Here is a 22,420-nt window from a genome sequence, read left to right on the forward strand (position 1 = left end):
AAAAGCGCACTTAAAGTTGCTGGTCCGAGTGGCAACTGTCATGCCACAACCGACATCCGTTAGAACGTTACGTCGAGACTTCCCCTCCTATCTCCGTGCCAATGCGGAACGAATAAGTTACATTTCTGCAGGAATAGAACGTCAATCGAACCTTGGAGATTTGAGCAAGTCTCATCCTTCCACGGAAATTGTTTTTATAAAACGGTTGCTAATCGGTCAGCACGCATGAGCACTAGTCACGACTCACTGATCACTGTTTGCGTAGGCGGCTTGTGGCTGAGTCATCGAGCAGAGAGTTGAGGCTGGTGCTTGCGGTTTTCGATGAAAAGTGCTGACGATCATACATTTACGATGTTGTAGCGAGGCTCTAGTCTCGGTTACGGTATTGATTGCGCCGGTTGATACCCCATCTAATTTGAGCTGAAACTTATGTCCCCACCGCGAACTGATTTTCCTACATCAACAGATACCCGAACCGCCATGGGCTGGCAGTTCAACAACAGCTACGCACGTTTACCCGAGGTCTTTCGCGTTAACGTCAAGCCAGAGCCAGTACGCAAACCAGAAGTCGTCCTACTGAACCAAAACGTGGCCACTTTGCTGGGCCTCGAACTAAGTCAAGCGTCCGAGAGCGAGCTGTCGAAAATTTTTGCAGGCAACAGCCTACCAGAAGGAAGCGAACCAATCGCTCAAGCGTATGCGGGGCACCAGTTCGGTGGCTTTACGATGTTAGGGGACGGGCGTGCTATTTTGTTGGGTGAACAAATTGCGCTCAATGGCGACCGATTTGATGTACAGTTGAAAGGTTCTGGCTCTACTCCGTTTTCGCGAAACGGAGACGGCAGAGCTGCTTTGGGGCCAATGCTGCGCGAGTACATAATCAGTGAAGCCATGTTTGCTCTCGGTATTCCAACAACCCGGAGTTTGGCCGTTGTAACGACCGGCGAAAATGTCTACCGCCAGAATATATTACCCGGCGCCATCTTGACTCGCATTGCTCAGAGTCACATTCGCGTTGGGACCTTTGAATATGCTGCTGCATTGCAGAACACTCAGAACCTCAAAATTCTCGCAGACTACACAGTTGCGAGGCATTATCCTGAACTCGCAGAATCAACCAATCCATACCTCGGGCTGCTTAGGAACGTTATGCGTGTGCAAGCTTCCTTGGTGGCAAAATGGCAACTGGTCGGATTTGTGCATGGTGTCATGAATACCGATAACGTGTCGATCGCCGGTGAAACTATAGATTATGGTCCTTGTGCTTTCATGAATCGATACGATCCCGATACAGTATTCAGCTCGATTGATCAGGTTGGTCGATATGCATATGGAAATCAGCCGCAAATATGCCGATGGAATCTAGTGCGGTTTGCAGAGTGTTTGATTCCTTTGATTAACTCTGACTCAAAAATTGCGATCTCAGAAGCTAACGAAGTACTGCAAGAGTTTCCGGGCGTGTTTCAAAATCATTTGTGGGAAGGCATGTGCAGCAAGCTGGGATTGACGACTCGCGAAGACGCTGACCAAGACCTGATTCAAAATTTGTTGGATTGGATGCATGAGAAACAAGCTGACTTTACGAACACCTTTCGGCAACTGACCAACGGCACTCTTCTGCAAGGCAAGAACCGAGATGATCAACAGTTGTCGGACTGGCACTCGCGATGGCTCCAACGCCTCGAGAGAAACGAGGTGCCTTCCAAGCAAGCCATTGAGCTCATGCGAAAACACAATCCTGCAGTGATTCCACGTAATCATTTGGTCGAAGAAGCGTTGACGGCCGCCAGCGATCACGGTGATCTTGCGCCTATGTCGCGACTGCTTGAAGTTTTAGCTAGACCCTACGCAGATATCGAGGAGGCTAGCGAATTTTGCCAAGTTCCTGCTGGGAGCGATGATTCGTACCGAACGTTTTGCGGCACGTGATGCCGAGTCCGCATGCCTTGCAGGTCTAGAGTTTGATACGATGGTAGTTTCGACCTAAATCGATTCTGGTGACTACCATGCAAAAAAGTAATCAGGCAGCGAACTTAACCCGCGTTCTGTTGTGCGACGTAATCACGCTACTTTTTGTTATGTCGGCGGCGTGGACTGCGGAATCGCGTAAAGCGTTCAGCGAAGATTTGCAGTTTAAGACGCACATTATCAACTTGGAAAGTGAGTTTGTCGCTGCGGCCGCTATCGATGTAAATCGTGATGGCAAATTGGATGTTGTCTGCGGAAGCTTTTGGTACGAATCACCTAACTGGACCAAGCATCACGCGCGGGACGTTGCCATTATAGGCACGCGCCCCGACGGCTACGCGCATATTCCAGCTGATCTTAACAAGGATGGCTTGAGTGATCTTCTGATCATCAACTGGCGCAGTCGCAGCATACAGTGGGCTGAGCAACCTAAGGATTCATCTGAGAAGTGGCCGTTGCATATGGTAGAGGAGCCAGGCAGCATGGAAACCGGTCGGATGTTCGATATCGATAACGATGGGAACTTGGACATACTGCCGAACGGGGCAAAATTTGCTGCATGGTGGGCACTCGACTTTGATTCAACTGAGAAAGACAACATAACACCTAGATTTACGAGACAAGACCTTCCGGCGGAGTTAGCTGGGCATGGAATCGGTGCCGGAGATATCAACGGGGATGGAAAGTGCGATATAGTCGGTCAATTTGGATGGGCTGAAGGGCCAGCGAATGCTCGCACCGATCGCTGGTATTTCCATCCTGATTTTGATCTAGGGCGTGCGAGCGTTCCAATCCTGGTAGTCGATGTAGATAAGGATGGTGATAACGATTTGGTCTACTGTATGGCACACGATTACGGATGTTATTGGCTTGAGCAAGAGAAGGGCGAGAGCGGTGGAATTCAATGGGAGCGACATACGATCGATTCATCTTTTTCCGGTGGGCACTCTCCGCTGTGGGCTGATCTGGACGGTAACGGACGAGACGAGTTGATAATTGGAAAACGATATCTGCCGCACGAAGGGGCCGATCCAGGCGAATACGATCCACTCGTTGGATATCGATTTGAATTCGACCCCGACACTCGGTCATGGTATCGATGGACGTTAACAAACAATGAAGGAGTCGGTTTTGGACTCGATCCCAAAGTTGTAGATTTGGACGGAGACGGCGATCTGGATCTATTGTGCGGTGGTCGCAACGGACTTTACTGGCTAGAAAATTTAAACCATGTCTCGCATAACATTGGTTTACCGGCTGAACAAACGCAGTCGGTGGCAGAGAATCCTAAGCCACGCAGTTCTTTGCGTATTGTAACAGCCGATGGCCACGAGAAGGCCGTCGCATCAAAGTTCGATGCCGGCGTTTTGCGCTCACAGATTCTGGAAAGAGCCCGTCTGCGTTTCAGCATGATGCCCGAATCTCACGATCGAGTTCCATTGAATGCACAGTATGCGCAGACTAGTAATGGTGTGCAGGATGTGAGCTTTTCGGTTTCAGCGACTACCAGAATGACTGCGAGGCTCAAGTATCCCTTGGACATGCGAGAACCTGCTAAAGCAGTTGTCTTATTGCAAGGAAATGATGCAGGAATGGCTGAAGGACTAGTCGCCCGCGGATTGATCGTTCTGCAGATTGACGTTGCCGATTACTCAGCAACAAACATAAGTTATGTGCCGAATAAAATTTGGGAAGCAATTCGATGCATCGACCTACTTGAATCTTTGCCGAACGTGCGGCGAGATCAGATTGCGATCACTGGGAAGGGTGAGTTGGCAGGCCCATTAGCCATCGCTGCAGGTGCATTCGAACCGCGTGCCCGAGTTGTGATGGCTGAAGATTTTGATGCGAGTCGCCCAATAAACGGAATTGCTTTGGAAAATTTAGCTGCCGCCGTTGCGCCTCGCTCACTTGGCATCTCGAGTGCTAGTATCGCACCATCGCATTGGGCCGCAGTTGACAAGTTATATGAAACCATGAGTGCGAGCGAGCGATTTCAGAAAACTGCGACCAATTCACCAGGCTGGCTGATCGATCAACTCGAGAAGGTTGCAAATCCGGCGAGTCGGCGTTCCAGTGCTATCCCACGCTAGAGGAGAACGATCGTTCGTCGACTTGGGTGCTTCCAGTTCTACTCCACGTGAAGATTACGGTGGATCAATTTTGTTTAATTTATCTGAATAGAAAACTTCGGCAGGTAAGATCGACTGTTTCGTACTTTCCCGCAGAACTGCGGAAAAGCCTTTTAGCGACTGCGCGCCGCTCAAAGGAAATCCGCTGCCAGTCAGACACAGGTAAGACTCGTTGTTCGATGGTAGAATCACTCTCTGAATTCGCCCGGCGTCTATCCCGTCCTCTATCGCGACTTCGAAGACATCTCCGTTTGTGCCGGCTACAAGAAATGTTCCTGAAGGTGTCTTTTCAATGGCGCAAATATCGTTGCCAATTTGCAATACAGTACGTTCTGTTTGGCTTTCGGTATCGACTAAAACAAGCTTGGTCTGGTCGCCCAAAAGAAGTTGACTCGAATTCGCCCAGGTTACGCAGTTTGCAGTAGTGATAAGTGGTCGCTCGAAGGACTTGGCGTAGTCGGCTGTGTCAAAAACAAGCAACTGCTTCCAAGCGACAACAGCTATCTTTTTACCATCATAGTGAAAGTCTAAACACATGCCGTCGTTAGGCAGATCCAGTGTCTTGACTATTTCGCCCTCGCTCAACGAAGTAATATGCAACTTCCTTGCTTCAATCCAGGCGCAGAAATTTCCGTCGCGGCTTAAAGCAATACGCTGGCTCAGACGTAATGGAATGTTGTAAGGTACTTTTTCAAGGACCTTAACGAAAGAGTCTCGTGAAAGTCGGATAGCTCGCTCATCCAGTTCCACACGCGACACTTTACTGTAGTGGATTGCGCCGTCATCTGAATAAAGTACTAGAGCGTCGCCCAGCGGTGCCCAGTGGATACCTCGAACGCTCAGGCCTTTGAGCGGTTCTTGATAGAAGATCGACGCGTTTTCATCCATGAAAAACAAGTCATGATCACTTACGGCCGCCAGCACATTTGTTGTTGGATGCCAATCCGCTGCTCGAAATTGCAAAGAAGGTGAGACGTTGTTGGTATTTCCCTTGAGTAGATCGACGATGCAAAGTCTGTTAGATCTCTCACCGACAGTGGCAACATATCGAGCAGTAGAGTCGATTGACACGCTCGCCAGCGAAGCGATTGGAAAGACTCCGATTGGTTTCAGGAACTCGAGTTCAGCGTTCCTTATGACACAACCATTCACATTTGCATTCGCCAAAATCTTTCTATCAGGGCTCCAACGCAATGGCGGTATCCCTGTGGCGGTTTGATTTTCAATCGCCTTGTTATGGTCCGTAGTAATGTCCCACTTTGCATTGCTATTCCAGTGTCCGATCCCAAGCAGTGAAGTATTGCTGTTCGCCCAAACCATACTCATGATTGGTTGCTTCCCATCCCAAGATGCTGACTTTAAAAGCGAGCCTGATTGCGCATCGAAAAGCAAGAACTCTTTGGAAGTATTGGTAGCGACCTGTGTGCCATCTTCAGACCAAAGCACAGCCCAAGTTTCGTCGCTTGGGCCGAGGAGCCCCGTCTTCACACCACTTGTAACATGCCAAATCGACGTTCCATTTAGACCACTTGCGGCCAGTTCAGTACCATCCTTGTTCCAGTCAATTGATCGCACCCAACCATGTTGAGCTGGAAGAATCTTGTCGAGCTTGCCATCACGAGAATATACGCGTACGTCGGCTTGTGTCGAACCGACCGCGAACTGAGTTCCTTGAGAGTTCCATCGGATACACTGAGGTTCCTCGGGGAATGTCGGAACTGTAGGGAACGATCGACCGGTATTGGGATCGAACAAGAGTATCACTCCATCTTGATAGCCAAGAACTATTAGCTCTCCGTCAGGACTCCAATCGATCGAACGGATTCGCAATTTTCGAAACGAATGAATTGCAACTGTGGCGCGGGTGGCGAAATCTGCAATTCGGACTTGATTGTCGCCAACGTATGCGATTTGCGTTCCGTCAGGAGACCAAGCAAAATCACTTGCATGTCCTTCCAGATTTGTCCGAACAATTTGCCAGTCTGAAATGTTGTTGACCGGTGCTGGGTGAGACAATAACCCCGGGAGGTCAGATGCCGTCTTTGGTGAATTCCATTCCCATTCGAAATCGACAGAAGTCAGTTTGCCCAATTTGATGACAATTGAACGAGTTGCCGTATATTTGACGTGTTCACCCTTTACTTCGATCGCATAGTTACCCGGAGGCAACTCTTTGCTAAGGGTGTCGGTGATCAGGAAATGATCAACGATTTGATGTTGCGCGTCGTGGATATCAACAGTTAGTGGGGTGCCCCCATTCCAGTTTAAGACCAGCCCGCCGCTCTTCGTCTCCAGTAGTGCTAACGCCTTTTGAGCGAGTGCTGTTGTCGACGCATCGCTTTGTACGAGCGTGGCAGCTTCTTCGAATAATGGTCTTGCAGAATCGAGGTTGTTTAACGTCAAAAATTTCTGTCCAAGCAAATAAGCAAGACGAGCTCGTAACGCTCCGTCGAGTGAACCTCGAATTCCGCTCCATCCCAAAAAACCAGTCGAATTAAGTTTCCAAGTGGAAGCAAGCCATGCAGCTTGTTCGAGTGAAAGATCCTTTTTGACAATGGATTGGTCGATCGCTTGTTGCACTGCCTTCCACACTAACTCTAGATCGGAATGGCTTGGTGTCGCATCAAATGCTCCTTGGATAAGGAACTGATGTCCAGCCAATGCGAGGGGTTGTAGCAATCTTTCTCGAAGCGGAAGTTGTTCATATGCAAACTGCTCAGCCAACTCCATTCCCTTAGGTGTTCTCCACATCTCCTTCAGACAACGATAAACTGTTTCGTCGCTTGCCAAAGTGCTGCCGAGCATCGCAACGCTGCCGCCGGATTGGGCGAGTGTATTTTCGACGAATAGCTGGACGTGTTTTAGCTCAAGTTGATCTGTCAAACTTCCGAGGATCACTAGCAAGTTAAGAGATTCATTGATCTGTTCACGCTTCCAATCAAACTGCCCAGAACAGTCTTGGAAGCCTTTCCGCCAAGTAGCGACGGCACCATCGCGATCGCCTCTTCTATCTTTCAAGAAACCAATCGTGAGATGAAGGCAAACTCGCAACCATTGATCGTCCACTTGCTGCTGATTGAGTAGTTCAAGCGATTTTGTGCTATCGATTTCGGCATCAAAGAATTGCTGCAACGCGATATTCGCTAATGCTCGATCATAGTAGAGCCACGGCTTGTTCGCCCGATCGACCCGCAATTGTTGATCAATGAATTGTAGAGCCTCCGTCGCTCGTCCTAAGCGACGAAGATTTCTTGAGTAAGATTTGACGACGCTCGGGCGAATGGTACGCTGAATCAGATCTTCTAATATTTTCTGTGACTTGACGAAATCGCCTTCCATTCGATAAGCCTTAGAAAGCTCTAACTGAAAATCAATTGTACCAGCACCATCGGGGCTTATAGCACGATCAAGCTCAACAGCACGATCAATCTTGCGCATTCGATTCGCATCGGCACTCAGTTGCTCTAACATGGATTTTGCAAAAGTAATCTGAACGCTGCTAGACAGTCTCTGTCGCGTTTGAGCAGTGATCAATGCGGCAGCCTCCTGCAATTTGTTTGAATTCTGCAGGAACGATAAAATTTCGTCTGCCGCAGCATCGTCAGAGTCGGCAATTGCTCGATCTAACAGACTGATTCCTGCTAATCCAGACCAAGGTGTTGCATCAGAGAGCAGCAGCGGGCGAAGAATATTCTGCGCTTCGTCGTCCTTCCCAAGCTGTAACAAGCAATTGCCCATCTTGAATTGTGCTTCGGCACGAATTGAAGCCGCCGATTCTGTATCAGCGAATTGTGTCTGGTAGTATGTAAGTGCTTTCTCATATTCCGATGCAGTGTAGAGATCATCACCCAACAAAAGAGACGACTGTTGTTCGTTTTTCTTATCTTCGCCTTGCAATGCAACCAGCCCGGTCGAGTTTGTCGCTCGGATACCCAAATTTCCAGAATCTTGTGAGCAGAACGGGAACGGATCAAGAACTTGAGAAGGAGTCTCGTTGTTGATAGCAAGGGAAAGGACGTTTCCGATTCGTGCGGCCGAAATTTGAAGTTCGCTTGTGGATACAATGTCGCTTGAAATTGACCGTCGAAGCAATGGTAAGTCATCTCGCCGAATCTCAAGTATAAATTCTAGGCCTTGAGCTCTCGCGTCGGCGAACGACGGAAGCGAAAGCTGAACACCATTAGCGTCCATCTTGGTAAAATTGTAGGTTGCAGCATCGATCTGATCGCTCGTGGAACGCAGGACAAAATCATAACGATTGCTGTCGATCGCGTTGAGAGTTAATCCCACTTCGTGCGACTGTTCCCAATCGACAAAAGTTGCTTTGAACTTCATACTGCCGGCGCATCGGTAGCTAGTCAAAGTCAGTGGCGCAAGAGTCTCAGAAACTGTGGGATGATTCAAAACGTCCAAGTAAGGCATCTCTTTCGCAAGGAAGATGACATTCGATTCATCGGTGCGATAAGCGTTAGAGGGAAGCAATTTTGCGAAGGAATCGACTCTCTTCCCATCCGCATCCACCGCCAGCTTCCAGCCGCCATCTAGCGCAGAAAGTCGCTCAGCCATCAAGGCGATTCGGTCATCGGTACTTGCTTCTTTCGGATAGGCCGCAAGTCTTTCCAATGCTCCCCCAATTTCATCACGCATGGACGCATCTAGGCGCGGTTGCCTTAAAGCTCCTTCAATTCGCTCGATGGCCTGTGAGAGAAAACGATCGGCGAGCGACGTTGCCTTTTCCGGCGCATACGATTGTAACAATCTTATCTTTTCATTCGCAGCGTCCCACGACTCTTCAGATAACGTAAGTTCGTTTAACTTCGCGTCGAATTCTTTTTCAAATCGTGCGACTGCTGCGTCATTTTTTGAACGTAAGAGGGCAAAACCCAGAATAGCAGAGATCAAAAGTACTAGACAGATCGAAGTGGTTGCGACGACCGGCGTTCGATTGCGCCTCACAAATTTTGTAACTTTGTAGGTTAGCGATTGTGGACGTGCAACAACGGTTTCGTGGTCTAGGAATCGCTGTATATCATCGGCGAAATCTTTGGCAGTCGCATAACGCCGACTACGATCTTTTTCAATCGCCTTCATGGTGATCCAATCAAGATCACCGGTTAAGATTGACTTCAACCTGGAGGCATCGAGACTTCGGCTCTTGTAGGAGAGTGAACTTCTTGCAAAAGTCTCTTTTACTCTGACACTTGGTCGCGGTGGATCACAATGACGTATAAACTCAAGGACTTTGATAAGCGATTGCTCCTGAGCGGCCGAGCCTTCAAGCGGTGTCGAGCCTGTGAGCAGTTCATATAGCATCACACCCAGCGAGTAAATATCAGTGCGAATGTCGATTGGATCTCCGTCAAGTCCAGCCTGCTCAGGCGACATGTAGTGTAATGTTCCAACGACTGCGCCAAGAGCTGTATGCATTGATTTGTCTGTTAGCTTGGATTGTTCATCCATAGCTTTTGCCAATCCAAAGTCGATTACTTTTGGCACCGACTTGCCATCGTACACAGCAACGAGAACATTTGAGGGCTTCAAGTCCCTGTGAATGATCCCTTTTTGATGAGCGTGCTGCAATGCTCTGCAAACAGGTATAAATAGTTCGAGACGTTGTCGAATGCTCAATTTGTTTTCGTCACAGTAGCGCGTGAATGGCAAGCCTTCGACCAGTTCCATTGCAAAGTAAGGAGAGCCATCCTCATCAGTGCCGGCATCCAGCACTTTCGCAATATTCACATGGTCCATCATTGCGACCGCTTGCCGTTCTGCCTCGAACCTTGCAATGATTTGTTTCGAATCCAACTGCCCTCTGATGATTTTTATTGCTACTTGACGTCGAATTGGCGCCGTCTGCTCTGCAAGAAAAACAGATCCCATTCCACCTTCGCCAATCTTCTTCAAGATTGCATAGGGTCCGATTTTACGACCGATATTGGCAGCGCCGAGAAACTGCGACTCAGCAAAATGTCGAGTTTGCACACCTAAGTCTAAAGTAGATCCGTCGTCAGGATTCAGCGAACCGGGGAGCAGGCTTTTCGTCTCAAGGCCGGCTTCTGGTTCTTCGAAGCGATACTCTGATTTTCTCGCGGGACCAAATCCATCGTTCGTTTCTCTGTCTTTATCTTGCGACTCTTTCATGGATACTGGTGGGCTTTGAGCGATTCAAGAGTTGTTAAAAAAGGCCAGGCTTAACCGGGGTGATCAGCTAAAACGAAACGAAATTCGACCTTTGTGCATGAGGCATCTATCGTTGTTAATTATAGCAGGGGAAACGCATAAATGGTTGCGACTCTTAGGCAGATTGGCTTAGGGCGAGACTTGGAATAGACTGAGAAGATCGATGAGCGGCCTGATTGCTTGGCCGGTTAAAACTGCTCCGCCGCATTTGACTTGTGATTTCAATAAACTGAACGAACAAATGGCAGAATTGATCGCCCAGGGGCCTGCCCCGAATCAGTATTGGCGTAAAGAATTGGATGCATCCGCATCATCGCAGCTGCTTGGCAGAACTGCTAAACCTTGGAGCGTGCCGTGGGATGACTGCGTATCGCGTTCCCATGCAATGCTCAAGTGGGACGGAGAATTTCTTGAAGTTCGTTCCCTGCCGAAGGCTCATAATCCTATTTTTTATAAGGGGCAGGAAGAAATCAACTTTCGATTAACCTCAGGTGAAAGCTTTGTTATCGGTCGAACCGTTTTTACTTTAGCCGATTGCAACCATGCAGATGAACAAGTGGGAGGGCATTTTACGGAACTTACATTTTCTGTTGATGACTTGCGTCGACGCGAGTTCCGGACAAGCTCCCACTTTATTACTGCGTTAACGCAACTTCCTGAGTTAATTGCGACTGCCGCAGATGATAAAGATCTTTGCGCAGCCGTTTGTAAAGTTTTGCTGAATGCTGTTCAGGATTCGCGATTTGTTGCCATCATTCAAAACATGAATGCCGTGCAAGAAAGTGAGATAGGAACGGAAGCCACGCACCTTCAAACTGTTTATCCAGTCATCCACCAATTGAGCCATGACACAATCGGAGCATCAACGCGACCTAGCTCAAGAATGCTGGGGAACGCCTTCGAAACGGGGCTAAGCGTTCTGCATACCGTAGACAAAGACACGAAGGAGCATTCCGCCTTCGATCAGCACAATCAATTGCAGTGGGCTTTCTGTGTCCCTGTTAAACTGGATCAAGTCACATCATGGGCAATTTATATTTCTGGTTCATTTATTTCTAAAGAAGCGAAAGAAGATCTTGCAGACAGCCTCAAGTTTACGGAACTTGTCGCGTCGACTCTAAGCCAACTGAAGAACCTTCGTGCACTGCAACGACAACAGGAGGCGATGCGTCACTTCTTTGCACCAGTTGTGCTCAAAGCGCTTGCGGGACGTAATCCTGATGAAGTACTCGTGCCGAAAGAGACGGAGATTACAGTTCTGTTTTGCGATCTTCGCGGATTCTCGCTGTACGTTGAGCAAGGTTCTGAAGATCTATTGGCTGTAATGAGGCGAGTCAGTGATGCACTAGGCGTAATGACCAAAAACATCCTAGACCACGAAGGTGTTATTGGTGATTTTCAAGGCGATGCTGCCATGGGGTTTTGGGGATGGCCATTCCATCGCGAAGACCAAGTGCTTGCCGCTTGCGAAGCAGCACTTGCCATCAAATCCGAATTCGACGGGTATGCGAATAAATCCGATCATCCACTTGCAGGTTTTCGTGTCGGAATAGGACTAGCAAGTGGAAGAGCTGTTGCTGGTCGACTTGGAACTAGCGATCAGTCTAAAGTCTCAGTATTTGGCCCTGTAGTAAACATCGCTTCACGTTTAGAAAGCATGACAAAACAATTGCAGGCAAGTATTTTAATCGATGATTCGACAGCACAATGGCTTCGAACCCACACCGACAATCGAGAAGTGCGTCTTCGGCGAGTAGCTCAAGTCCGACCGTTTGGTATGACAACAACTCTAGAAGTCAGTGAACTTCTTCCTTCACGACAGATTCATTCGGCCTTGGGCGACGAAGAAATTGAAAACTATGAAAAAGCACTACAATTGTTCCAAGAAGGCAGCTGGGAAGAATCGCTGCGAATTTTGCATGAAGTGTCGCCGGCCGACCGAGTCAAAGACTTGCTGATTTCTCTAATTCTTCAACACCGAAGAGTTGCTCCCGATAACTGGGATGGCGTAGTTCAACTGCCTAATAAATAGCAAGTGGTGTTTGGTACAGTGGCACCACTTGAGAAATGGCAGTAAGAGACTAATACTTCGACTGACCGATTTATTCCGCAGATGGGAATTCCGGCGAGTCGGCGAAGGACAAATTAGGGTGGAGCCCCACGGTAGTTTTCAAATCCGTTACGATGCTACTTTCAGTAGTTGGGAACTTGGTTTGAGAGGCAGCACCACCGATGGGCGATTGGTATCCGGTTTTAGTTCTATCGATCGGCATTGCGGTTGTTGTCTGTATGATACTTTTTCTCCGCATCAACGCGTTCTTTGCGTTGATAACCGGAGCGATACTCGTAAGCTTGCTGGCCGAAGGTGCATCGGCGGACAAGATTTCACGCGTAGCGCGTGCGTTCGGCGATTCTGCGGCTGGGATCGGAATCGTGATCGCGCTGGCTGCTGTTATCGGCAAGTGCATGATGGACAGCGGAGCAGCTGACCGAATCGTACGGGCCTTTACCCGCTTGCTGGGTGAAGACAAGACGCCGATTGCTCTCATGGGCAGCGGTTTTGTTCTGTCTGTACCAGTTTTTTTCGACACAGTTTTTTACTTGCTGGTTCCACTTGCACGTTCGCTGTGGCAGCAGAAACGAAAGAATTATGTGTTGTACACAACTGCGATCGTTGCGGGGGGAGCTGTAACTCATACTATGGTCCCTCCGACGCCAGGGCCGCTGGCTATCGCAGACAACCTTAACATCGATCTAGGCCTGATGATTGTTGTGGGGTGTATTATTGGTCTGTGTATGTCCTTGGTCGGACTTGCGTTTTGTTGGGTACTGAATCGCTGGCTTGATATTGATATGCGTCCCTATTCCGGCGAAATTGCTATTCAAGAGTTTCGTGATGACGAACTACCGCCGCTGTTTGCATCGTTGCTGCCAGTAGTGCTTCCTGTTGTGTTGATTGCTGCGAACACTGCGGCCGTGGCCCTATCCAAATCAAGCGACGCAAACTGGGATAATGTCTTGGCCGTAACCGGTGTCTTGGGCAATGCTAATCTTGCGCTTCTATTGTCTTCCGCGATTGCGATTTTTCTGGTGGTGCGTTACCGAGGCCGGTCTCTGACTGCCATGTCGGATTCGATTGAGCAAGCGTTGATGAGTGGCGGGATGGTGATCTTGATAACTGCGGCCGGTGGAGCTTTCGGAAAAATGTTGGCAGCGGCTGGAATCGATCGAACAATCCGTTCAATGCTGGGAGAGCCAGGCGCAACATCGGGTATCACGATACTGCTGGTCGCATTTGTAGTGGCAATGCTGCTGAAGTTCGCTCAGGGCTCGGGAACGGTCTCGATGCTTACGACATCAGCCATGTTTGGAGCCATGAACTTTACCCCAGACCAACTCGGGTTTAATATTGTGTACTTGGCGACAGCCATCGGCAGCGGATCACTGGTTGGAGATTGGATGAACAACAGCGGCTTTTGGGTTTTTGCGAAAATGAGCGTCTTCACTACCGAAGAGACGTTAAAGACGTGGAGTTTACTAACGGCGGTGCTGGGGTTAACAGGCCTGTTAGTGACGCTGCTGGGGGCCGTCATGCTGCCCTTCAGCGGCTGACGAATTCAGTCGCAAGTTCTATTGGCGAGTTGGCTTGCAAGCGTGCTCTCGGGGTGTGTTATTTCCCGATTTCCCGCCCAGGAATTCGTCTAGGCGCGTGAACCAGCCCTAAAAAGCTGCTAGAATTGTTCGGATCCCAGCCTCGATTGCTTTTGATGGCAAGCGTATAGTTCCCAATAAGTTGTTTCCCCAGAGCGACTTCCCTCCCCAAGAACTTCGGAAACCATGATGGCCTTTTCAACCAAATGGCTCGTTCTGTCGTCTTCCATCGGCATGTTATGCTTGTCATCCGTGAACTGCTCCGCGCAATCAGCCGACCCCGCTGCTCCGCCAGTATCGTTTGCTGACGTAGCGAACCGATTTTGTCTAGATTGTCATAGCGGTCCAAGCGCAGAGGCTAGGTTGGACCTGGAACAGCTTTTGGTGGCACCGATCAAGGACAATCTTGCGGATTGGCGTCAAATTAGTCGGCTGGTTTCCGACGGTACGATGCCTCCCGAAGGCTCCGAACAACCTTCATCGGAACAACGGAGTCTTGCTGTTCGCGATCTTCAGGCAGCGTATCAGTCAACGATTCAAAATGCGGCGGGCGATCCAGGTCCATCTCTCATACGACGCCTTACCAATGCAGAGCTCGAGTACTGCATCGAGGATTTGACTGGAGTCCAATTCGATTTTCAACATAGACTTGTCAGCGATGGAGTGGGGGGCTCCGGTTTTACCAACGCCGCGACCTCGCAGTACATACAAGAGACTACTCTCGAGAGATACCTTGAGGTTGCGAAGTATGTAGCTGAACATGCAATGATCGGGACTGGCCCGCTTTATTTTTCCTCTTCGCCGGGCCAAACGGGGCTGGAACTCTCGGCCGTAAACCGAATCCAAGCGATTTACCGCCAGCATGGATTTCGTGCGGCTGCCGGCGAAGGCGCAGCGCCCTACGGCATGGAAAAATTTGAACGTGCATTTCAAGCCGCTTGGAAGTATCGCTTCCGAAAGGAACTTGGGTTAGCACATACTACGCTCGAGGAGCTGGCTGGACAAGCAAAGATAGAAGCAAAATTCGCGGCGCACATCTGGAAAGTGCTCAATACGCATAACGCAAGCTTTCCCCTAAAAAGTATCGTCGATGGTTGGACGAATTTCCCGGCTCCGTCTGCGATAGAGGGCAGCATTGAAGAACACATCGCGCAAGAATCGCGAGATCTATTTACAGTGATGCAGAGCTTACAGAACCGATTTGCGGCTTCAGCGTCGGCGGAAGAAGAAGCGGCGCTGTTAACGGGCGAAAACGTCGTGGTACCAGAAAGTGCCGAGTTTATCGCCAGAGCATCGCTTCGGCTAAAGAAGCAGGAAAAACCTGACTTCACGCCAGACCTCAACAACCCGGAAATCTTCGAGAGCGAAGATCGCCGATTAAAGTTTTCCATATCGGTTGAAGCCGGCAGCGAGTCGATCGGCAGTTCGGCGGTAGTGGTATTCCATGCGCCCCATTTTCGATCGCGAGTCACGGGTAACGTTAATGCAATTCAGCCCGATCCAGTACCTCTTTCATCCGTCCTATCGGATGCTGATAGAACTGAACTAGCTTTCGGACGAAATCCTGCCGGGGACGCAATTGATGGAAATGATTTCGTGGTGCGTGCAGGAGAAACCAAAGAGTTCTCGGTAGAACTGCAAGGGGAAAGTCGAGTGGGCGAGCTTATAGTCGCAGCCCGACTCGACCGCAAGCTTGGTAAAGATGGTGTTGTTCGCTGCATAATTACTGACGTCGGGGGACAGCGGAAACGGCAGTATTCGTCGCTGCTGCGTGACCCTCAAAGCAGTGTCGTTGATCAATGGATAGCAGGCGTCGTCGAATTCGGAAAAACATTACCACAGATTTCGCATCGAGAGCCAACGCCAAGTGATCGTGACCCTATCCCTGAAATCTTTGACAAGACTTACAACTCGACGGAACGAAATTTTTTCCACACCGCAATCAAATACTATCGCCAAGACGACTTCTTCGTAGATGAAATCATAGCGGAATCGGAACAGCGTGAACTTGAACAAGCGTGGAACGATCTGCTCGCTTCCTTCGATTACTTCGATATCAACCTCAACTTTTTAGCGACTAAATTCGGACTCGATGCAAGTGAGCAATCCATCGATTCTTTGAGCGATGCGTGGCTGCGAGAGCTTCCCGAAACAGCACAATTGGTACTTATAAAGCACCAGCGGCAGTACGAGGCCATCCAAGCAGCGTTGAAGGGCGCCGAGCCACTGCATGTTGCCAATTTACAACAATTCGCAAGTCAGGCTTGGCGACGAAACCTGACTGCTGATGACGTGTTGCGAATCGATGCGTTCTACCGCATGTCTCGCGAACAGCAAGGTCTCCAGCACGCTGACGCAATTCGAGCGACTCTGGTACGAATTCTGGTTAGTCCCGAGTTTCTATATCGTGTTGAACAGTCTGCCGAGGACAATTCCACCGAGGAGAATTCGATCGCCGCTCTCACTTCTTCTGATTTGGCAAGCCGGCTTTCGTTCTCGATCTGGGGGTCGGTTCCTGACGAGCGACTGCGACAACTTGCAAGTGAAGATCGATTGCTCGACGCCACGAAAATTGAATCCGAAGTGCGGCGGATGTTAAGTTCGCCAAAGGCAAGGCGATTTGCGACGGAGTTCTTTGGCCAGTGGTTCGGCTTCTACCAGTTCGATACATATCGCGGAGTCGATGCGCAGAAGTTTCCTGAGTTCGACGACCCGCTTCGACGTTCTCTGTATGAGGAAGCGATCGCCTTTTTCGAGCATTTAGTTCGCGAAGACCGACCCTATACCGAAATTGTTCATGCTGACTACTCGTTTATAGACCAACGGTCCGCAGTTCACTACGGAATCGAATTGTCTGAATCGGAACCGAAAGTAATGCACCGGAGGGACTACGAAGCTGGTTCACAGCGTGGCGGATTGTTGGGTATGGCTGCGATTCTCACATCAACATCGGCCCCGCTCCGCACCAGTCCGGTAAAGCGTGGCGACTGGATATTGCGACGGATCTTGGGCACACCAGTTCCTCCGCCACCGGCTGATGCGGGGTCGATTCCTGCGGATGATGTGCTTGCTGATGGCCTGACAGTTCCAGAGAGGCTAGCACAACACAGAACTAAAGTAGAGTGCAATAGTTGCCATGCGCGGATCGATCCGCTTGGCTTTGCTTTGGAGAACTTTGATTCGGTCGGGCGTTGGCGTGACGCGTATGCGGATGGTCGAGCGATTATTTCGGCGAGCGAACTGGCGAACGGACAAACTTTGTCAGGTGTCGATGGACTGAAGGCATTTCTGCAAACGCAAGATGATGACTTCCGAAGAACGTTAGCAACTAAACTGGTCGGTTATATGTTAGGACGAGCAGAGACGATCTATGACGCTGCACTCATTGAAAGTGTGGCCGCCAACTTGCAATCCGATCCACGAATTTCCACTGCGATTATCACTGTTGTAAATAGCCCACAATTCCGTCAGATGCGGAGCGGCACAGATAGTTCTTCGATAACCAACCCTGTGTTAGGAAAACTGCCATGATCGAGAGTGTGAACTTAGCAAATTCGCTTCAGCGCCGAAGATTTCTAAGTCGCTGCTTGCACGGGGCGGGAGTTAGTCTGGCACTACCTTGGTTAAGCTCGATGAAAGTAAGGGCTGAAGAGACGGGCAAGCTGACAACACTGGAGACAGAAAAAGACCGACCTCCCGTAAGATTTGGCTGCGTTTTCTTCTCTAACGGAGTTGAGCCGGAGCACTGGTGGGCAAAGAATGACGCAGGCTCTCTTGAATACGGGGCTTGCTTGGAACCACTCAAAGAGCATTCATCCGATTTTACTTTTATCAAAGGATTGTTTAACGAACAGGCAGCCTTGCATCCCAGTCCCCACATGGGACGCATGGCAAACTTGCTCTCGGGTGCTTGGGTCAGTAACGACCAGTCGGAGATCCGTGTCGGCAAATCCATGGACCAAGTGATGGCGCAAGCGATTGGCGGCCAAACGGTCTTGCCCAGCCTCGTGTTGGGCGTAGAGCCGACAGAACTTCGGCTGGAAGATGGTTTGTCGATGATCTACGGGTCATGCATATCATGGGCTACCGACTCGAAGCCTGCGACGAAGGAGATCTATCCGTCTCGCGTCTACGATTTAATCTTAGGAAACGGCGTTGATCGTAAGTTAGACCGAAGCGTTCTGGATGCAGTGATACAAGACGCGACACGCGTTCGGAATCAAGTGTCGTCAAGTGACCGCGTAAAACTAGAGGAGTATTTTGATTCGATTCGCGATATCGAAACGCGAATTGATCGTGCCAAAAAGAATGAAACGTTAGAAGGTTGGCAACCAAGCGGTCTTGTGCCATCCTTTAGTCGTCCCAAAGACAACTTGCCGCAAAATGTTGCGGAACATATGCGGCTGATGCTGGACTTGATCGTGCTTGCTTTCCAAATGAACAAGACGCGAATTGCAACTTGTATGTTGAATAACGATTTGTCACAAATGAATTTTAGTTTCCTGGAAGGCGTTGAAGGCAGCCTGCATCTTGACCTAACGCACAATGGACGCAAACCCGAGTTGGAAGCGATGTACCTTCGTACTAACCAGTTTCACTTCCAACAATTGAGCTACTTGATCAAACGGATGAAAGGGATTGAAGAAGGCAATTCGACGCTGTTTGATAATTCGATCCTCATGTTTTGTTCGAATCTGTTTGATGGCGACAAACATCAAGCGACTGAGATGCCTCTGCTGATCTCTGGAGGTGGCGGAGGTTCCATTAAGAACGGTCGCATCATCGACGTAAGTGACCAGTCGGTTGAAGAGCGTCGAGCTTGTAATTTGTACCTGTCGATCATGGACCGGATGGGGGTTGATCTGCCGAGTTTCGGCGACTCGCGGACAAGGTTTGCCCTTTAGCCAATTGCGACAGCAGTATCAATTCTAACTGTGAGAACTCGGACGAAAGAGTACAATCCAGCAGAGAAACACCTGCTCTCAAGTTCGAGTCGAAAACATGACTTTGCCACGCCGTCAATTTTTGAAGCATTCTTCGCATCAACTGCTAACCGCATGCGGCTTTGTGTCGGCGGCCTCGTGTGCTGGCTTGAGCGGCTGCACCAACCGAAATAACGGCAATGCATCAAGCCGCGACTCCGTTCGTGTTTGGGGGCGGTTGGGATTGGCCGATGGACGTTTTCAGCGACCTCGCGCTATTGCGATCGACAGCAACAATGAATTGTACGTGGTGGATAAGACTGGGCGGATTCAAGTCTTCAACACACAGGGCGAATTCTTACGAGGCTGGAAGACTCCCGAGATTGCCAATGGAAAACCGACTGGAATTAGCATTGCCAATGACGGGAACGTCATGGTCGCTGATACGCACTATTTCCGAATACTGTTTTACACGCCCGACGGAAAACTCCTTGACGACCGTACGTTAGGCGGTTCCTTTGGGCCAGAAAAGGGGCAAATGGCTTTCGTCACGGATTGCGTTCAGGCAACCGACGGCACGTACATCGTTTCCGAATATGGCCAATATGATCGAGTACAGAAGTATTCGCCTGAGGGAGATTTTATAGCGTGGTTTGGTGAGCATGGCCCCGACGCTTACCAGTTTGCGAGGCCGCAAGCGATTGCGCTCGACGAAGAAGGAATGCTGTGGATTGCGGACTCTTGCAATCATCGAGTGCAAGTCTACGACTGGCGATCGGATGAGCCCAAGTTTCTATTTGGCTTTGGCTCAAACGGTACGCGGCCGGGGCAATTTCGATATCCGTACGGTTTGCTGCTAGGTGAAGATAATTCCGTCTATATTGCCGAGTACGGAGGACACCGCGTACAAAAGCTTGGCCGCGACGGTAAATTCATTCAGAGTTGGGGAATGCCTGGACGTGAAGTGGGGGAGATGAACGCTCCGTGGTCAGTCGTTCAAGATTCGCAAGGTTTGCTGTACGTCGTAGAAAGCGGCAACAATCGCATTCAGTGCTTTAAAGTCTAGTTGCGCCGGAGTGTTTTTCGCTTACGTATTAGTTTTCGGGCGCCACGATCTCAAGCAACTCAAGCGCCGGGCGATCATCAAAATAGATCAGCGCAGTTCTGCCGTACGTGGTCACAGGCAGCTCGCACTCGAACAGCTCGGCGAGCTTGGCGGCGCACTCAACTCGCCATAGCTCACCCAAACGAACGGCGCGCATGACGTCGTGCTTTATTAGTACGCGACCAAGTGGAATCTGCCCTGACAAAATTTCGTTGCTTACCTCTTCAGCCAGTGAAGGAAGAAAAAGGCGGACGATACCGTACTGAACGACTTTGTTGTCCGATTGGCGTCGGAGCAAAATCTCTCGGGTGTAAAATGGTACTTCAAGCCGCTGTTGCAGCACTTCAACATCGACTAAACAGCCATGATGCTGCTCGACCGTTACCGTCATATGTTCGCGATGAGCGAGTAGTTTGCGATAGACCGGCGGAAGGTCTTCAATCTCCTGCGCGTCGAAACTGCCTAACTGCACATGGTCTTGATAGAACATGTGAAGCAGCCAATCGAGATGAACAATATCCTTTTGTGTCTTCGTCATGGCGATTGGCAATTAACCAGCTGAGGATACAGACTTAGCTCCGAGCCCGCCGATATGAGTGATCTCGAGCATTTTTTCTGAAGGACGTTCCAAGACTGTATCGACTAGATAGAACAGCAGTCGTCGCATCGCTTCATTCTCAAACTGATCGACGACCATTTCTGCTCGTTCTTGATGTTTATCTACCAGTCGCAATGCTTGATCAAAGACGCCCGCTTTCTCGTAAAGCGATCGGACACGCGCGATGCGTTGCGAATGGCTCATGCTTCGTTCAGTCGAGCTATTGATCAGAGTAAGCAACTCTTCGCGGTCATCCGCATCTAATCCTTGCAACGCGAGAGCTAGCAGGATCGTCGGGCGACCGTTTAGAACATCCGAGCCTGAATTAAGCTTGTTATCATGGTCGCTTTGCCAGTCCTTCAAGTCATTGAGGATTTGAAACGCGACACCAATGTTCCTGCTGAATGTTTTTACTTGTTCAGTATAAGGCTGCGCATCGACCGCCATACGAATGCCGGCATAGAGTGCAACTTCGAAGGCAGGCGCTGTCTTAAGCGCATAGATCTTGAGCGCATCCAATGGTGATAAATGCTTGTCAGCTCGCTCACGCCACATCAGTTCGGCCCCTTGGCCTTCCGCTAATCGCATGTGGGCATTCGACAAATAATCGAGAATATCGCTGGCAACATCAGGTCCCATATCGCGTGAATGCCGTGCCACCATGCGATAGCCTTGGCCGATCATGTAATCGCCCAAGTTGATTGCGATTGGAATTCCAAAACGTGAGTGCAGTGATTTGGTACCGTAGCGGAACTGGTCATCATCTTCAATGTCGTCATGGATAAGGCTAGCCTTATGGAACATTTCGATGGCCATCGCAGAGCGGAAAACCCAATCGGGATAGTTTTCGATTGACTTATTCCCATCATGCAACGTGGCTGTACCCTGGCCCATCGCATCGTAGGTGGCAAGGGTCATGAAAGGGCGAGAGTATTTTCCGCCGCGTGACAGGAATTCCGCCGTTATCGCTTCGCAGCTTTCAATTGGATCGACTTGATCTACACCAACATCGCTCGGGAGGATCGTTTCGCCGCGCTGACGTTGCAACAAGTGATTTAACCGAGGCTGGGCGAACATGTCCGAAGATGCCCGCATAAGATGAACATACGATCGTGTCTTTTGTTTGGCAGCGTCGTCGTGAGCGATATTTATCATATCGCTGACCCATTTTTCATCTACTTTTGTGTTACGACAGTCACTCGACAGAAGCGGTACAGCCATGCAAGGAATGCCGGCCAGCAAAATCTTATCGATCGCTTTCTCAAGCACATTCAGGCAAGCGACTCCGACGATTGCGTCGACGTAACCGCTGACAATAATCTTAAGGACTACGGGTGAGCCTTCGGCGACTAACACTCGGTAGCCCATATCTTCAGCTTGGGTACGAAAATCGGCGATACTGCACGCGCCGCAGCGTTTGCAATCCATCCCGAATTCGTCGTAGTCTGCGGGACAGCCTTCCGCATGTTTTAGGCAGTGAGGCAATAGAAACAATCGCCGCGAAGGTGGAACTGCGGCGACGGAGTCACGGAAGAAGGCGCTGCTGAGCATCACCATTGTCCAGCCCAGATAGCCCTCAGACAGCCCGGCCTGATCAAGAATTTCACGCGAGACTTTTTCCATCGCGTCTTTGTTCATCGGCGATGATTTATCAAGCTTTGCTGCGACTGCTTCGCAGCGTTCACGCAACGCTTCTCTGGCTTCCAACGTCTCTGGAACCATTTTCAGATGCGACGTTTTGCGTCGCTTGGAGCGTTTACCCTTATCAATAGTCTCCGAAAGTGATTTTGTTGGAGGTGCCGACCGCGTTACTTCGGTAACCGCTGCGCTTGAATGATTGGTCTGCTCGTTTTGTAGATCGAAA

At 49.8% G+C, this 22,420-nt stretch carries 10 protein-coding genes; 7 read left to right on the forward strand and 3 right to left on the reverse strand.

All coding sequences use genetic code 11. From position 1 onward, the window contains the following. The first annotated feature begins 429 nt into the window (after positions 1–429). Together SH451x_RS03940 and SH451x_RS03945 are read left to right on the forward strand one after the other, a co-directional pair. A complete protein-coding gene (locus SH451x_RS03940) occupies positions 430–1,929 on the forward strand; it encodes a protein adenylyltransferase SelO (RefSeq protein ID WP_479361114.1) in 1,500 nt (499 codons plus the stop codon). Between the two features lie 77 nt (positions 1,930–2,006). Beyond that, positions 2,007–4,061 (forward strand): FG-GAP-like repeat-containing protein, encoded by a 2,055-nt coding sequence (locus SH451x_RS03945; protein ID WP_479361115.1) that lies wholly within the window; start codon positions 2,007–2,009, stop codon positions 4,059–4,061. Between the two features lie 54 nt (positions 4,062–4,115). Here the strand turns inward: SH451x_RS03945 and SH451x_RS03950 are convergent, their stop codons facing one another. Continuing rightward, entirely contained in the window at positions 4,116–10,241 is a 6,126-nt protein-coding gene (locus tag SH451x_RS03950) for a protein kinase domain-containing protein (protein WP_479361116.1), read from the reverse strand. A gap of 202 nt (positions 10,242–10,443) precedes the next feature. Here SH451x_RS03950 and SH451x_RS03955 point away from each other — a divergent pair, with 202 nt between their 5' ends. From SH451x_RS03955 to SH451x_RS03975, 5 genes are all read left to right on the forward strand, one after another. Then, a complete protein-coding gene (locus SH451x_RS03955; RefSeq protein ID WP_479361117.1) occupies positions 10,444–12,312 on the forward strand; it encodes an adenylate/guanylate cyclase domain-containing protein in 1,869 nt (622 codons plus the stop codon). 200 nt (positions 12,313–12,512) lie between these two features. Beyond that, the gene (locus tag SH451x_RS03960) at positions 12,513–13,892 is read left to right on the forward strand and encodes a GntP family permease (RefSeq protein WP_479361118.1); all 1,380 of its coding nucleotides are present in this window, start codon (positions 12,513–12,515) and stop codon (positions 13,890–13,892) included. A gap of 423 nt (positions 13,893–14,315) precedes the next feature. Further along, positions 14,316–17,462, forward strand: coding sequence for a DUF1592 domain-containing protein (locus SH451x_RS03965; RefSeq protein ID WP_479361119.1), 3,147 nt, complete (start codon positions 14,316–14,318; stop codon positions 17,460–17,462). Beyond that, positions 17,459–18,835 (forward strand): DUF1552 domain-containing protein, encoded by a 1,377-nt coding sequence (locus SH451x_RS03970; protein ID WP_479361120.1) that lies wholly within the window; start codon positions 17,459–17,461, stop codon positions 18,833–18,835. The genes SH451x_RS03965 and SH451x_RS03970 overlap by 4 nt, the downstream gene beginning before the upstream one ends. Positions 18,836–18,932: 97 nt before the next feature. Beyond that, positions 18,933–19,919 (forward strand): NHL repeat-containing protein, encoded by a 987-nt coding sequence (locus SH451x_RS03975; protein WP_479361121.1) that lies wholly within the window; start codon positions 18,933–18,935, stop codon positions 19,917–19,919. A gap of 28 nt (positions 19,920–19,947) precedes the next feature. On the opposite strand, the gene SH451x_RS03980 is transcribed toward SH451x_RS03975, so the two are convergent. Both SH451x_RS03980 and SH451x_RS03985 read right to left on the reverse strand, forming a co-directional pair. After that, on the reverse strand, positions 19,948–20,496 hold the full coding sequence (locus tag SH451x_RS03980) for a hypothetical protein (protein WP_479361122.1): 549 nt from the start codon (positions 20,494–20,496) through the stop codon (positions 19,948–19,950). Positions 20,497–20,508: 12 nt separating this feature from the next. Further along, positions 20,509–22,278, reverse strand: a complete 1,770-nt coding sequence (locus SH451x_RS03985) for a polyprenyl synthetase family protein (RefSeq protein WP_479362877.1) — start codon at positions 22,276–22,278, stop codon at positions 20,509–20,511. Positions 22,279–22,420 lie beyond the last annotated feature (142 nt).

It is taken from the genome of Njordella aestuarii, assembly GCF_056494165.1.